Raw genomic sequence first — 14,150 nt, forward strand, 5'->3', positions numbered from 1 at the left:
CCTTACAGATCAAGATGACCATTCTCAGCCGCCCGGACTCGCTCGCCACCCGCATCGCCGACGCCCTGCGCGCCGACATCGCCGCCGGCCGCTTTGCCGCGGGCGCCCGCCTGCCGGCCGAAGCGGCGCTCGGCGAGACCTTCGGCGTGAGCCGGCCGATCGTGCGCGAGGCCATCGCGCAGCTCAAGGCGGACGGCGTGCTGGTGACGCGCAAGGGCTCCGGCGCCTATGTCTCGGAGACGCCGGGCGGCCAGGTATGGCGCATGCCGAGCGTGCCGCAGGGCGGGCCGACGCTGGCGCAACTGTTCGAGCTGCGCATGGTGGTGGAATGCGCCTGCGCCGAGATGGCCGCGCTGCGCCGCGGCGAGGACGACCTGCTGGCCATCCGCGCGGCGCTGGCCGCCATGCGCGAGCACGCGCGGGACTTTCCCGGCGCCGCCGCGGCCGACGTGGCCTTCCACCACGCCATCGCCCAGGCCGCGCACAACCCGTGCTTCACCGGCCTGACCGATTTCGTCGGCCAGCACCTGCTGGCGGCGCGGCAGACCGCGTGGGAAAACGCGGCGCGCTTTCGCGGCGGCTCGCGCGGCGCCGACGGCGAGCACGCGGCGCTGGTCGAGGCCATCGCCGCCGGCAATGCCGGCGCGGCGCGCCTTGCCGCGCGCCGCCACCTCGCGGCCGCGGCAAGGCGCATGGGGCTGGAACTGAAGCTGCCCTGAAGCGGCGCAGATGCCGCCGCCGCGCGGCACGAACCAACGAACGCACGTCACGAACGGACAAACGGACAAACGGAACGAGGAAGACGATGGAAAAAGTGGATTGCGTGGTGATCGGCGCCGGCGTGGTGGGCCTGGCGGTGGCGCGGGCGCTGGCCCTGCGGGGCCGCGAAGTGATCGTGCTGGAGGCCGAGAACGCCTTCGGCACCATCACCAGCGCGCGCAACAGCGAAGTCATCCACGCCGGCATCTACTACCCGGCCGGCTCGCTCAAGGCCGAGATGTGCGTGCGCGGCCGGGCCATGCTGTACGACTACTGCGCCAGCCATCACGTCAGCCACCAGCGCTGCGGCAAGCTGATCGTGGCCACCTCACCGGCCCAGGTCGCCACGCTGGAAGGCATCCGCGCCAAGGCCGCCGCCAACGGCGTGCACGACCTGCGGCTGATCGGCCAGGCCGAGGCGCAGGCGCTCGAGCCCAACCTGCAGTGCCTCGCCGCCCTGCTCTCGCCGTCCACCGGCATCGTCGACAGCCACGGCCTGATGCTGGCGCTGCTGGGCGACGCGGAAAACGCCGGCGCCATGCTGGCGGTGCAGTCGCCGGTGGCCGGCGGCGCGGTCACGCCGGACGGCATCCGCCTCGACGTCGGCGGCGCGGATGGCGGCGCGGACGGCACCACGCTGCTGGCGCGCACCGTCATCAACTCGGCCGGGCTCACCGCGCCGGCGCTAGCGCGCCGCATCGAGGGCGTGCCCGCCGCGCACGTTCCGCCGCAGTTCTACGCCAAGGGCTGCTATTTCACGCTGGCCGGGCGCGCGCCGTTCTCGCGGCTGATCTACCCGGTGCCCGAGGCCGCCGGCCTCGGCGTGCACCTGACCATCGACCTGGGCGGCCAGGCGCGCTTCGGCCCCAATGTGCGCTGGATCGACGAGATCGAGTACGGCGTCGACCCGTCCGACGCCGACAGCTTCTACGACGAGGTGCGCCGCTACTGGCCGGCGCTGGCCGACGGCGCGCTGCAGCCCGGCTACGCCGGCATCCGCCCCAAGATCAGCGGCCCGCGCGAGGCCGCCGCCGACTTCCGCATCGACGGCCCGGCCACCCACGGCGTGCCGGGGCTGGTCAACCTGTTCGGCATCGAGTCGCCGGGACTGACCTCCTCGCTGGCGCTGGCCGAGCGCGTGGCCAGCCTGGTGTGAGCGCCTGAGCGCCTAGCTGCCGGCCTGGGCCTGCGCGGCTTCGGCGCGGAACGTCATCAGCGCGCACGCGGCGCCGGCCGCCGCCGCCAGCGCGGCCAGCCCGAAGGTATGGGCCGGCCCCAGCGCCTTCCAGGTCCAGCCCATCGCCAGCCCGCCCAGCGTGCCGCCCAGGCCATAGGAAATGCCGGTGTAGAGCGCCTGGCCGCGCCCTTGCAGCGGCCCGGCGAACCAGCGCTGCAGCCGCTTGAGGCTGGCGCTGTGGTGCGCGCCGAAGGTGGCCGCGTGCAGCACCTGCACCAGCGCCATCAGCCATGCCAGCTGCGCCAGGTAGCCGGTCAGGCCGAAGCGCAGCGCCGCCAGCACGAAGGTGCCGGCCAGGATGGCGCGCAGCGGCACGGCGTCGAACAGCCGGCCCTGGTAGAAGAAGAACACGATCTCCGCCACCACGCCGATGGTCCACATCACGCCGATGGCGAACTTGCTGTAGCCGAGCTGCTCCAGGTAGAGCGAATAGAACACGTACAGCGCGGCATGCGCGAACATCATCAGGAAGGCCGAGGCCATGAACCAGCGCACGTCGGCGCGCCGCAGCAGCGGCAGCGCCGGCGGCGGCTTCACGCGCGGGCCTTCCTCGGGCGCGTCGCGCAGGCCGAACACCACCACCAGGAACAGCGCCAGCATGGCGCTGGCCAGCCACGGAAAAGCCTCCATGCCGAGCCGCCCGAACAGCGCGCCGCCCAGCAGCACGGCGGCGATGAAGCCGGCCGAGCCGAACATGCGGATGCGCCCGTAGCGGTGATCGAAGGCGCCGTAGCGGCGCAGCGTGGAAATGGTGAGCGCGTCGCCCAGCGGCGACATCGCGCTGGTGATCAGGTTGAGCCCGATCATCATCGCCATCATGCCGCCGTAGCTGGTGATGCCCGGCACCGCCAGGAAGGCCAGCAAGGCGCTCACGCCGGCCAGGCGCAGCAGGCGCACCCGGGTATGCATCACGTCCGACAGCCAGCCCCAGAAATACGGGCCGACGATGCGGCTGACCTGGAAGCACGCCATCAGCACGCCGATCTGCACCGGATTGAAGCCGCGCCCGGCGAAGAACAGGCTCACATAGGGCGAGATGACGCCGACATAACCGTAGTAGCCGAGATAGAACAGGCCGAAGCGCGTCTCGGACAGGCGCCCGGCCGGCCCGGCGCCGGCCGCTTGCGTGGCCGTCTCGCCGGCCCGCGGCTGGACCCGCGCCAACTCAGCGCGGCTGGCCGGACTGCGGCGCCTGCGCGGGGATGCGCGGCGTGTCGACCTTGACGTCGCCGCACTGGGCGCGCTGGCGCAGCGCGTGGTCGATCAGCACCAGCGCCAGCATGGCCTCGGCGATCGGCGTGGCGCGGATGCCCACGCACGGGTCGTGGCGGCCGAAGGTCTCCACGGTGGCCGTCTGGCCGGTCTTGTCGATCGATTCGCGCGGCGTGCGGATGCTGGAAGTGGGCTTGATCGCCAGCGAGACGGTCACGTCCTGGCCGGTCGAGATGCCGCCCAGCACGCCGCCCGCATTGTTGGTGCGAAAGCCCTCCGGCGTCAGCTCGTCGCCATGCACGCTGCCGCGCTGGCCGACGCTGTCGAAGCCGGCGCCGATCTCCACGCCCTTGACCGCGTTGATGCCCATCATGGCGTGCGCGATGTCGGCGTCGAGCCGGTCGAACAGCGGCTCGCCCAGGCCCACCGGCACGCCGCTGGCCACCACCTCGATGCGCGCGCCGACCGAGTCGCCGTCGCGGCGCAGCGCGTCCATGTAGGTTTCCAGCTCCGGCACGATCTCCGCGTTGGCGGCGAAGAACGGGTTCTGCGGCACCTCGGCCCAGTCCATGAACGGCACCTGGATCTCGCCCAGCTGCGACATGTAGCCCCGGATCTCGGTGCCGTACTGCTCGCGCAGCCACTTCTTGGCCACCGCGCCGGCCGCCACCACCGGCGCGGTCAGGCGCGCCGACGAGCGGCCGCCGCCGCGGTAATCGCGGATGCCGTACTTCTGCCAGTAGGTGTAGTCGGCGTGGCCTGGACGGAAGGTCTCGACGATGTTGCCGTAGTCCTTGCTGCGCTGGTCGGTGTTGCGGATCAGCAGGCAGATCGGCGTGCCGGTGGTCTTGCCTTCGAACACGCCGGACAGGATCTCGACCTGGTCGGCCTCCTGGCGCTGGGTGACGTGGCGCGAGGTGCCGGGCCGGCGGCGGTCCAGGTCGCCCTGGATGTCGGCCTCGCTCAGGGCCATGCCCGGCGGGCAGCCGTCCACCACCGCGCCGATGGCCGGGCCGTGCGATTCGCCGAACGTGGTGACTGTGAAGAGCAGGCCGAGGGTATTGCCGGACATGATGGAGAACCGCGACAGCGCGTGGAAATTGGGGAACGGGCTACATTGTAAGGCTTTTGCCGCCCGCCCGGCCCCGCGCCGGCGTGCGGCGAAGCCGCCGCATGCCGGCCGCGGGGACGCCTCAGCGCCACTCGCCGCGCAGGCCCTGCACCACCTGCTGCAGGCTCTCCGGCGTGGCCAGCTCCGGCGCGATCGGGTCGCCCACCACCAGCTCCAGCCGGTTCAGGATGCCGCGCCGGAACGGCCGCGACATGGCCGCGCCGCCCTGGCGCGAGAAGAAGCTGCCCCACAGCCCGCGCAGCGCCATCGGCACCACCGGCACCGGCGTGCGGCGGATGATCTGCTGCACGCCCTGCTTGAACGGATTGATCTCGCCGTTGGCGGTGATCTTGCCCTCGGGGAAGATGCAGACCAGGTCGCCCTCGGCAAGCGCGCGCGCCACCTCGTCATAGGCGCGCTCGAGCATCTGCGGGTCTTCGTGCGCGGGCGCGATCGGGATCGCCTTGGCCTGGCGGAAGAACCACGACAGCAGCGGCACCTTGAAGATGCGGTGATCCATGACGAAGCGCACCGGACGCGGGCTGCCCGCCATCAGCACCACCGCGTCGGCGAAGCTGACGTGGTTGCAGACCAGCACCGCCGGGCCCTCGGCCGGGATGCGCTCGGCGTTCACGCGCCGCAGCCGGTACACGGTGTGCACCAGGATCCAGGCAATGAAGCGCAGCAGGAATTCGGGCACCAGGCTGTAGATGTAGATCGCCACCACCGCGTTGAGCACGCCCACCGCCAGGAACAGCTCGGGGATGGTGAAGCCGGCCTGGGTCATGACCATCGCCATCAGCGACGAAGCGATCATGAAAAAGCTGTTGAGGATGTTGTTGGCGGCGATGATGCGGGCCCGGTGCGTGGGCGCGCAGCGGCTCTGGATCAGCGCGTACAGCGGCACGCTGTAGAAGCCGCCGAACATCGCCAGCAGGAACAGGTCGGCCAGCACGCGCCAGTGGCGCGGCTCGGCGAGGAAGCCGGCCAGCCCCGACAGTTCGGCGTGATGCTCGCCGTGGCTGCCGAAGAACAGGTCGAGCGCGAACACCGTCATGCCGATCGAGCCGAACGGCACCAGCCCGATCTCCACGTGCCGCCCCGACAGCCGCTCGCACAGCAGCGAGCCGGTGCCGATGCCGAGCGAGAACACCGCCAGCAGCAGCGTCACCACGTTCTGGTCGCCGCCGAGCACGTCCTTGGCGAAGCTGAAGAACGAGGTCAGGAAGGTCGCGCCGAGGAACCACAGCCAGGAAATGCCGAGCAGGCTCAGGAACACCGTGCGGTTGGTGCGCGCCAGCGCCAGGTTGCGCCAGGTCTCGGTAAACGGGTTCCAGTTGATGCGCAGGTCCGGCTGCGGCGCCGGCGAGTCCGGCACGCGCGCCGACACCACGCGCCCGGCCAGCGCCAGCAGCACGCAGGCCGCGCCCACGTAGAGCGGCCCCGTCATGCGCCCGCCGTGCGCGATGCCGGCCAGCTCGCCGCCCAGCAGCGTGCCGAGCAGGATGGCGACGAAGGTGCCCATCTCCACCAGCCCGTTGCCGCCGACCAGCTCGGTTTCATCGAGGTGCTGCGGCAGGTAGGCGAACTTGACCGGGCCGAACAGCGTCGAGTGCAGGCCCATCAGGAACGTGCCGAGGTAGAGCAAGGCCGCGCTGTGCAGGGCGAAGCCGGCCAGGCCCAGCAGCATGATGCCGATCTCCAGCGTCTTGACCATGCGGATCAGCCGGGACTTCTCGATCTTGTCGGCGATCTGTCCGCTGGTGGCCGAGAACAGCACGAACGGCGCGATGAAGATGGCCGAGATCAGGAACGCCGCGCTGCGGGCGTCGACGCCCTCGAACAGGGCCGTGTGGTAGGTGACGAGGGAGGTAAAGGCAACCTTGAACAGGTTGTCGTTCATGGCCCCGAGGAACTGGGTCCAGAAGAACGGGGCGAAACGGCGCGAGCGGAGCAGTCGGAATTGGTTTTGTTGGCTCATGTAGACAGGAAAGAGATGACCCCGGCAAGCCGGATGCCCGTGGCGGGCCCCCGGCGCGACATTGCTGGCAACGTGGCTGCCGCCGCGGGCGCGCACACCCGATGCACACCCGATGCATACCCGATGCATACCCGCGGCGCTTGATTCCGTTCACATCGCCGCGGCGCCGCCCGTCCGGCACCCGCGGCGCGCCGCTGGCCTCAGTCGGTCTTTTCTTCCGGCCAGTCGCGGATGTAGGCCTTGAGCATGCGGTTCTCGAAGCTCTGCTCCTCCACCACCGCCTTGGCCACGTCGTAGAAGGAAATCACGCCCATCAGGGTGCGGTTGTCCATCACCGGCAGGTAGCGCGTGTGGCGTTCCAGCATCATGCGGCGCACTTCGTTGACGTCGGTTTCCATCGTGCAGGTCAGCGGCGCGTCGTCCATCACCTTGCGCAGGCTGAAGGTGCCCACCGAGCCGTTGTTGGCGGCCAGCGTGTTGATGATCTCGCGGAAGGTCAGCATGCCGACCAGCTCGCCGTACTCCATCACCACCAGCGAGCCGATGTCGTGCTCGGCCATCGTCCTGACCGCCAGCTGCAGCGAGGTGTCGGGCGTCACGGTAAAGAGCGTGTTGCCCTTGATCTGCAGGATGTCGCTGACTTTCATGGTGGTCTCCGCTTGCTGAATCTGCTTGTATGTATCTGCTGATGTACTGCCGCTGCCGGCCGGCGATACCGCGGGTTCGAATCCTACCCTTTCCGCCATTACTATGGAAAAGAGAGGGGAATTCGAACCCCCGATAGGCTATTAACCTATGCATGCTTCCAGGCGTGCGACTTGAACAACCCCGGCACCGCCGGATGGGCCGATCCTAGCCGAAACCGCCCGCCCAAGTAAAGCGCGGCGGCCCCGCGAGCCGCCCCGGCGCGCGCTTTGCCGTGCCCCGGCGCCGTCGCCGGATGCTACGATGCGCACCGGAGACAACTCTTGCCCTGGAAGCCATGTCCGGTACCCGATTCGACACCCTGGCGCTGCATGCCGGCGCCGCCCCCGACCCCGCCACCGGCGCGCGGGCCACGCCCATCCACCTGACCACGTCCTTCGTCTTCCGCGACAGCGAGCACGCCGCCTCGCTGTTCAACATGGAACGCGCCGGCCACGTCTACTCGCGCATCTCCAACCCCACCGTGGCCGTGTTCGAGGAGCGCGTCGCCGCGCTGGAGAACGGCGCCGGCGCGATCGGCGTGGCCTCCGGCCAGGCCGCGCTGCACCTCGCCGTGGCCACGCTGATGGGCGCCGGCTCGCACATCGTGGCGTCCAGCGCGCTGTACGGCGGCTCGCACAACCTGCTGCACTACACGCTGCGCCGCTTCGGCATCGAGACCACCTTCGTGCAGGCGCGCGACATCGACGCCTGGCGCGCCGCCATCCGGCCCGAGACCCGGCTACTGTTCGGCGAATCGCTCGGCAACCCCGGCCTGGACGTGCTCGACATCCCCACGCTGGCCCAGCTCGGCCGCGACCACGGCATCCCGCTGCTGGTCGACTCCACCTTCACCACGCCCTACCTGCTCAGGCCGTTCGACCACGGCGCCGGCCTGCTCTACCACTCGGCCACCAAGTTCCTGGGCGGGCACGGCACCACCATCGGCGGCGTGCTGGCCGAGGGCGGCACCTTCGATTTCGAGGCCGCCGGCCGCTTCCCCGAGCTGTCGGAGCCGTATGCCGGCTTCCACAACATGGTGTTTACCGAGGAAAGCACGGTGGCGCCGTTCCTGCTGCGCGCGCGCCGCGAAGGCCTGCGCGATTTCGGCGCCTGCCTGAACCCGATGGCCGCCTGGCAACTGCTGCAAGGCATCGAGACCCTGCCGCTGCGCATGGCCCGGCACGTGGACAACGCGCGCCGCGTGGTGCAGTTCCTGGTCTCGCACCCGATGGTGGAGTCGGTGGCCTACCCCGAGCTCGAATCCCACCCCGACTACGAACTCGCCAAGCGCCTGCTGCCGCGCGGCGCCGGCGCCGTGTTCAGCTTCAACCTCAAGGGCGACCGCGCCGCCGGCCAGCGCTTCATCGAAAGCCTGGCGCTGTTCTCGCACCTGGCCAACGTCGGCGACGCGCGCTCGCTGGTGATCCACCCCGCCTCCACCACGCACTTCCGCATGGACGCGGCGGCGCTGCAGGCCGCCGGCATCGGCGAAGGCACCATCCGCCTGTCGGTCGGCCTGGAAGACGCGGACGACCTGATCGACGATCTCAAGCGCGGCCTCAAGGCCGCCGAGCGCGCCATGAGCGGCAAGGGAGGGCAAGCCTGATGGAACTGACGATCGCGGGCCGCAAGGCCTACGCCTACACCGGCGGCAAACCCTTCAACCCGGCCCTGCCGTGCGCCGTGTTCGTGCACGGCGCGCAGAACGACCACAGCGTGTGGGCCCTGCAGACGCGCTGGTTCGCCAACCACGGCTTCGGCGTGCTGGCGGTGGACCTGCCCGGCCACAACCGCAGCGAAGGCGCGCCGCTCAAGACCATCGAGGCGATGGCCGACTGGGTGGCCGAACTGCTGCGCGCCGCCGGCGTCGCCGCGCCGGCGCTGGTGTTCGGCCACAGCATGGGATCGCTGATCGCGCTGGAAACCGCCGCGCGCCACCCCGATGCGGTGCGCGCCATCGCGCTGCTGGCCACGGCCTACCCGATGAAGGTCTCCGACGCCCTGCTCGAAGCCTCGCTCAAGCAGGTGGACCAGGCCATCGCGATGGTCAATGCGTGGTCGCACTCCAGCCTCGCCAACAAGCCGTCCTCGCCGGGACCCGGCTCGTGGATGCAGGGCGGCAGCCAGCGCCTGATGGAGCGCGTGGCGCAGCGCAACCCGCAGGGCCACGTCTTCCACAACGACTTCTCGGCCTGCAACGCCTACGCCAACGGCGAAGCCGCCGCCGCCGCGGTGCGCTGCCCGGCGCTGTTCATCAGCGGCAGCAAGGACATGATGACCTCGCCCAAGGCCGCGCTGGCGCTGGCGGCAAGAATGGCCTCGGCCAGCACCGTCTCCGTGCCCTGCGGCCACGCGCTGATGGGCGAAAAACCCGACGAAGTGCTCGACGCGCTGGCCGCGTTCGCGCGCAAGGCGGTGGCGGCGGGTTGAGCGAGGCTTCGGCCCAAAGGCACGCCGACCCTCTCCCCCGACCCCTCTCCCGCAAGCGGGAGAGGGGAGCAAACCCCCGGCGACTGGCGAAGCCCGCGAATGGGCCCAAGCCGCCAGAGCTAGCCCAAGCATGGTGTCCTCCCTCTCCCCTCACGGGGAGAGGGCCGGGGAGAGGGGCGGTTTAGCTAGGAGCCACATCAAGCAGGGCCAACGGTGTTGTCCGGCATCGCAGCCCCATGAAGACCCCTCTGGACACCCGCCCCACGCCGGCTAGACTGAAACATGCCGCACCCCCACAGGAGTACGACATGCCCCAGGCACGCACCCGCGAATTCCGGAATTTCACCGCCTTCTACCCGTTCTACCTGAACGAGCACCGCAACCTCACCTGCCGCCGGCTCCATTTCGCCGGCTCCACGGTGGCGCTGCTGTGCCTGCTGGCGCTGCTCATCAGCGGCAACTGGTGGTGGCTGGCGGCGGCCGCTGTGTCGGGCTACGCCTTCGCCTGGGTCGGCCATTTCGGGTTCGAGAAGAACCGCCCGGCCACGTTCCGCCACCCGTTCTACAGCCTGATGGGCGACTGGGTCATGTACGCCGACATCTGGCGCGGCAGGATTCCGTTCTAGCCGCGCGCGCGGCTCAGATCTGGCCGTGCCAGCCCGGCGGCACCACTTCCAGCGCGCGGCGCGCGCCCTCGGCCGGACGGCCGGGCGCCGCCGCTTCCTCTTCCGCCAAGACCTGGGCCTGCGCCTGCCGCTGCGCGAACACCGCTTCCAGCGGCTGGTCCAGGCGCGGGTTGTCCAGCACCTGCCGCAGCGCGTCGGCGCCCTGCAACTGCTGCGCCAGCGCGGTGCGCGGCAGGCGCGGCAGGTTCAGCACCAGGCGGTCGTGCAGCGTGCGCAGCGTCACGTGGGCGGGGTCGCACAGCAGCGCCCAGTGGGCCTGGCCGCGGTCCTGCGCCAGCTTGCCGATCAGGTGCATCGCCTTGAGCCGGCCGAGCAGGCCGGACAGGTAGTCCGCTTCCACCCGCAGCTTGCGCCCGAGGTCGAGCTCGCCGATGCTGCGCGGCACTTCGTCGCGCGCGCGGTAGAGCAGGTAGAGCACGCCGAGCGCGTCGAAGAACTCGCTGCCGGCGAACGTGCGGCGGCGCCAGTAGCCCTGGCGGATCACCGGCAGGTTGGCGGCGATGGTGGCGCCCAGCAGCGTCACCAGCCAGCTCAGGTAGATCCACAGCAGGAAGATCGGCAGCGCGGCGAAGGTGCCGTAGACCGCGGTGTAGGTCGGGATGTGCGTGACGAAGTAGCCGAAGCCGCGCTTGGCGAACTCGAACGCCAGCGCCGCCACCAGCCCGGCGGTGATGGCGTCGCGCCACTCCACGCTGGCATTGGGCACGGCGATGTAGAGGAAGGCGAAGGCCAGCGCCGACAGCACCACCGGCGTCAGGCTCACCAGCAGGCCCAGCCCCAGCGGCATGGTGCCCGCGTAGCCGGCCGAGACCGAGATCAGGTAGGAGCTGATCGACAGGCTGGCGCCGATCAGCACCGGCCCCAGCGTCAGCACCGCCCAGAACACCAGCACGCGCTGCGCCAGCGGGCGGCGCTGCTTGACGCGCCAGATCGCGTTGAGCGCGTCCTCCACCGTCAGCATGGTCAGCACCGAAGTCACCATCAGGCCGCCCAGGCCGGCCGCGGTCAGGCCCCTGGCGTTCTTGGAAAACTGCCCGAGATAGCTGGTGATGGAATCGCTGACGTTGCCGGGAATCAGGTTCTGGAACAGGAAGGTCTCGATGGAGCTGCGGAACTCGCGGAACACCGGGAACGCGGCCAGCAGCGCGAACGCCACGGTCAGCACCGGCACCACCGCCAGCACGGTGGTGAAGGTCAGGCTGGCCGACACCTGCGGCAGGCGGTCCTCGGCCGCGCGGCGCAGCGCGTAGCGGGTCAGCGCGCGCAGCTTCTGCAGGTTCCATTCCCTGCGCAGGCGGACGATGCGGGCGGCGAACATGCGGGGGCGGGCTCCTGGCGTGATGCGGTGATGATGGATAGTGATGACGGGCGGCAATGATCGGCAGCAATCGATGGCAATCGACAGCAATCGGCGCCGGCGACGCCGCCATGACGGCTCCGGCGGGCCGCGCCGGGGCCACAACTATAATACGCGCATTGCCCGGCGCGCCGCGCCCGGCGCCAACCAGCCTGCCCTCGCTGCCTGCCGCCCGGCGCGGCCAGCCGCGGCCCCGTCCATGACCGACATCCTCGTCCTCTACTACAGCCGCCACGGCAGCACCCGCAAGCTCGCGGAACTGATCGCCCACGGCATCGACAGCGTGCCCGGCGCCCATGCCCGCCTGCGCACGGTGCCGCCGGTATCCACCGTCAGCGAAGCCACCGCGCCGGACATCCCCGCCGACGGCCCGCCCTATGCCGAGCTGCGCGACCTGGAGGAATGCCAGGGCCTGGCGCTGGGCAGCCCGACCCGCTTCGGCAACATGGCCGCGCCGATGAAATACTTCCTCGACGGCACCGTGGCGCAGTGGCTGGCGGGCGCGCTCAGCGGCAAGCCGGCCTGCGTGTTCACCGCCACCGGCAGCCTGCACGGCGGCCAGGAAACCACGCTGCTGTCGATGATGCTGCCGCTGCTGCACCACGGCATGCTGCTGGTCGGCCTGCCCTACTCGGAAAGCGCGCTGATGACCACCACCAGCGGCGGCACGCCCTACGGCCCCAGCCACCACGCGCGCGTGGACAACAGCGCGCCGGTGTCCGAGGACGAAGCCGCGCTGGCGCGCGCGATGGGCCGCCGCCTGGCCGAGACCGCGCTGCGGCTGGCCGCCGGGAGCCGCGCATGAGCGCCGCGCCGGCCGGCGCCGCGGCCACCGACGGCGCGCTGCACAGCGCCGCGCTGTACCGCCTGAGCGCCGGCAGCCTGCTCGCGCTGATCGTGCTGTGCATCGCCTGGGAATGGTTCCTCGCGCCGCTGCGCCCGGGCGGCTCGTGGCTGGTCCTCAAGTTCCTGCCGCTGCTGCTGCCGCTGCGCGGCGTGCTGACGCGCAACCGCTACACCATGCAGTGGTCGTCGATGCTGATCCTGCTGTTCTTCACCGAAGGCATCGTGCGCGCCACCAGCGACCGCCCGCCCTCCTCCGCGCTGGCGTGGCTCGAGGTGGCGCTGACGCTGCTGTTCTTCTTCGCCACCATCCTCTACCTGCGCCCGTACAAGCGCCGCGCCCGGGCGCTGCAGCCGGCCCGCCGCAAGTAGCCGCGCCGGCAACCACGCCCGCCATACCAGAAGCCGCACCGGACCTCACCATGACCGCCACGCCGTTCGAATCCTTCCTCGCCCTCTGCCGCGCCGCGCTGGGCAGCCAGCACGTGCTGACCGACGACGCCGACAAGGCGCCCTACCTGACCGACTGGCGCAAGCGCTACACCGGCGAGGCCATCGCCGTGCTGCGCCCCGGCACCACCGAGGAAGTCGCCGCCGCCGTGCATGCCTGCCACGCGCACCAGATCGCGATGGTGCCGCAGGGCGGCAACACCGGGCTGTGCGGCGGCGCCACGCCGATGGCCGGCACCGGGTCCGTGGTGATCTCGCTGCAGCGGCTCAACCGCGTGCGGCAGGTCGACCCGCTCAACAACACCGTCACCGTGGAGGCCGGCGTGATCCTGCAGCAGCTGCAGGACGCCGCGCGCGAGCACGGCCGCCTGTTCCCGCTGAGCCTGGCGGCCGAAGGCAGCTGCACCATCGGCGGCAACCTCGGCACCAACGCGGGCGGCACCGGCGTGCTGCGCTACGGCAACACGCGCGAGCTGTGCCTGGGGCTGGAAGTGGTCACGCCGTCCGGCGAGGTCTGGGACGGCCTGCGCGGCCTGCGCAAGGACAATACCGGCTACGACCTGCGCGACCTGTTCATCGGCGCCGAAGGCACGCTCGGCATCATCACCGCCGCCGTCATGAAGCTCTACCCGCTGCCGCGCGCGCGCGTGACCGCGCTGGCCGCGGTGGCCAGCCCGCGCGCCGCGCTGGCGCTGCTGGCCATCGCCCAGCAGCGCGCCGGGGCGCTGCTGACCGGCTTCGAGCTGATGTCGCAGATGTGCCTGTCGCTCGTCACCACGCACTACCCGCAACTGCGCTATCCGTTCGACCGCCCGCATCCGCAGGTGGTGCTGCTGGAACTGTCCGACAACGAAAGCGAGGAACACGCGCGCGCCATCTTCGAGGCCATGATGGAAACCGCGTTCGAGACCGGCGTGGTGGAAGACGCCGTGGTGGCCGAGTCCGTGCAGCAATCGCGCGACTTCTGGAACCTGCGCGAGCACATCCCGCTGGCGCAGGTGGAGGAAGGCAAGAACATCAAGCACGACATCGCCGTGCCGATCTCGCGCGTCGCCGACTTCATCGACACCACCGACGCGCTCATCCAGCAGGCCTTCCCCGGCGCGCGCATGGTCACGTTCGGCCATCTCGGCGACGGCAACCTGCACTACAACGTGTCGCCGCCGGCGGGCCAGAACCACGACGCCTTCCTCGACAACAGCCCCGCCGTCAACGCCATCGTGCACGACAGCGTGCACGCCCACCGCGGCTCGATCTCGGCCGAGCACGGCCTGGGCCAGCTCAAGCGCGAGGAAAACCGCCGCTACAAGAGCGAGGTCGAGCTGGCCATGATGCGCGCGGTCAAGCAGGCGCTGGACCCGCGGGGGCTGATGAATCCCGGCAAGGTGGTCTAGCGT

13 protein-coding genes are annotated in these 14,150 nt (G+C 70.7%); 8 read left to right on the top strand and 5 right to left on the bottom strand.

What is annotated here, in order from left to right; translation table 11 throughout:
- Window positions 1-14 precede the first annotated feature (14 nt).
- On the top strand, window positions 15-719 hold the full coding sequence (locus KF708C_RS21120) for a FadR/GntR family transcriptional regulator (RefSeq protein WP_059413136.1): 705 nt from the start codon (window positions 15-17) through the stop codon (window positions 717-719).
- Window positions 720-805: 86 nt separating this feature from the next.
- Window positions 806-1,915, top strand: coding sequence for an NAD(P)/FAD-dependent oxidoreductase (locus tag KF708C_RS21125; RefSeq protein WP_059413137.1), 1,110 nt, complete (start codon window positions 806-808; stop codon window positions 1,913-1,915).
- A gap of 12 nt (window positions 1,916-1,927) precedes the next feature.
- Here the strand turns inward: KF708C_RS21125 and KF708C_RS21130 are convergent, their stop codons facing one another.
- From KF708C_RS21130 to KF708C_RS21145, 4 genes are all read right to left on the bottom strand, one after another.
- Window positions 1,928-3,160, bottom strand: coding sequence for an MFS transporter (locus KF708C_RS21130; protein WP_082079661.1), 1,233 nt, complete (start codon window positions 3,158-3,160; stop codon window positions 1,928-1,930).
- Window position 3,161: 1 nt separating this feature from the next.
- Window positions 3,162-4,280 carry a chorismate synthase gene (gene aroC / locus KF708C_RS21135; RefSeq protein ID WP_059413138.1) on the bottom strand — a complete coding sequence of 373 codons (1,119 nt, stop codon included), beginning with the start codon at window positions 4,278-4,280 and terminating at the stop codon, window positions 3,162-3,164.
- A 121-nt stretch (window positions 4,281-4,401) separates the two neighbouring features.
- The gene (locus KF708C_RS21140; protein WP_020202580.1) at window positions 4,402-6,300 is read right to left on the bottom strand and encodes an MFS transporter; all 1,899 of its coding nucleotides are present in this window, start codon (window positions 6,298-6,300) and stop codon (window positions 4,402-4,404) included.
- Window positions 6,301-6,500: 200 nt separating this feature from the next.
- Window positions 6,501-6,947, bottom strand: a complete 447-nt coding sequence (locus tag KF708C_RS21145) for a CBS domain-containing protein (RefSeq protein ID WP_020202579.1) — start codon at window positions 6,945-6,947, stop codon at window positions 6,501-6,503.
- A gap of 335 nt (window positions 6,948-7,282) precedes the next feature.
- On the opposite strand from KF708C_RS21145, the gene KF708C_RS21150 reads away from it, so the two are divergent.
- From KF708C_RS21150 to KF708C_RS21160, 3 genes are all read left to right on the top strand, one after another.
- Window positions 7,283-8,593, top strand: coding sequence for an O-acetylhomoserine aminocarboxypropyltransferase (locus KF708C_RS21150; protein ID WP_059413139.1), 1,311 nt, complete (start codon window positions 7,283-7,285; stop codon window positions 8,591-8,593).
- Window positions 8,593-9,417, top strand: a complete 825-nt coding sequence (locus tag KF708C_RS21155) for an alpha/beta fold hydrolase (RefSeq protein ID WP_059413140.1) — start codon at window positions 8,593-8,595, stop codon at window positions 9,415-9,417. Before KF708C_RS21150 ends, KF708C_RS21155 begins: the two co-directional genes overlap by 1 nt.
- A gap of 308 nt (window positions 9,418-9,725) precedes the next feature.
- Window positions 9,726-10,043, top strand: a complete 318-nt coding sequence (locus KF708C_RS21160; protein ID WP_059413141.1) for an Mpo1-like protein — start codon at window positions 9,726-9,728, stop codon at window positions 10,041-10,043.
- Window positions 10,044-10,056: 13 nt separating this feature from the next.
- Here the strand turns inward: KF708C_RS21160 and KF708C_RS21165 are convergent, their stop codons facing one another.
- Window positions 10,057-11,421, bottom strand: coding sequence for a YihY family inner membrane protein (locus tag KF708C_RS21165; protein WP_020202575.1), 1,365 nt, complete (start codon window positions 11,419-11,421; stop codon window positions 10,057-10,059).
- A gap of 238 nt (window positions 11,422-11,659) precedes the next feature.
- Here KF708C_RS21165 and wrbA point away from each other — a divergent pair, with 238 nt between their 5' ends.
- From wrbA to KF708C_RS21180, 3 genes are read left to right on the top strand one after another with little or no spacing between them, the layout of a single operon-like run.
- Window positions 11,660-12,265, top strand: coding sequence for an NAD(P)H:quinone oxidoreductase (gene wrbA, locus KF708C_RS21170; RefSeq protein ID WP_059413142.1), 606 nt, complete (start codon window positions 11,660-11,662; stop codon window positions 12,263-12,265).
- Window positions 12,262-12,675, top strand: coding sequence for a DUF2069 domain-containing protein (locus tag KF708C_RS21175; protein WP_059413143.1), 414 nt, complete (start codon window positions 12,262-12,264; stop codon window positions 12,673-12,675). The genes wrbA and KF708C_RS21175 overlap by 4 nt, the downstream gene beginning before the upstream one ends.
- Before the next feature lie 50 nt (window positions 12,676-12,725).
- A complete protein-coding gene (locus tag KF708C_RS21180) occupies window positions 12,726-14,147 on the top strand; it encodes an FAD-binding oxidoreductase (RefSeq protein WP_059413144.1) in 1,422 nt (473 codons plus the stop codon).
- Window positions 14,148-14,150: the final 3 nt, after the last annotated feature.

Source organism: Cupriavidus basilensis, assembly GCF_000876015.1.
Taxonomy (GTDB): domain Bacteria; phylum Pseudomonadota; class Gammaproteobacteria; order Burkholderiales; family Burkholderiaceae; genus Cupriavidus; species Cupriavidus basilensis_B.